This is a genomic window from Streptomyces sp. SID12501, assembly GCF_010550245.1.
GTDB lineage: Bacteria > Actinomycetota > Actinomycetes > Streptomycetales > Streptomycetaceae > Streptomyces.
Window position 1 is genome coordinate 1 of record NZ_JAAGLU010000578.1, and the last position, 455, is coordinate 455.

Consider the following 455-nt stretch of genomic DNA (forward strand, 5'->3'; position numbering starts at 1 on the left):
CAATGAGCGAGAGTGTGTCGCGATATCCACCCGACTGGCACGCAGCCGTCCAGAAGGGGCGCGATGGCGAACCACACCTCCGCCACGATCGGCGACGGCACCACGTCGTCGACCGTGACGTCGCAGGCAGTACGGGCATCGTCGAGGTCCCGCTGCGGGTTGACGAGCGTGCTGATCGCGGAGCCGTGGTCGAACGCGACGACCAGCTGACCGGACGGGGCCTGACGTGCGGCCTTGATGCCCACGGTGAGGGTGCTGAGGGCGCACGACCTCAGGGCGCGTTCGGGCGCCGTGGGCGCCCGGAAGAACCGCACGGGCGCTGGCCCGGGGGTGCTCGCCGGGACGCTCGACGACGGATCCGGCCACCTGCGCCGTGACCGTCGGCCGGGTAGGTCACGGAGCCGGGGTGCCGGATGCCCGTGCGCTCGGCCGCGGCGGCTGCTCACACTTACGGC

1 protein-coding gene is annotated in these 455 nt (G+C 72.3%); it reads right to left on the reverse strand.

The genetic code is table 11. From position 1 onward, the window contains the following. On the reverse strand, positions 1 to 314 hold a 314-nt coding region (locus tag G3I71_RS47360), incomplete at its 3' end, for a hypothetical protein (RefSeq protein WP_203733155.1). Between the last annotated feature and the right edge of the window lie 141 nt (positions 315 to 455).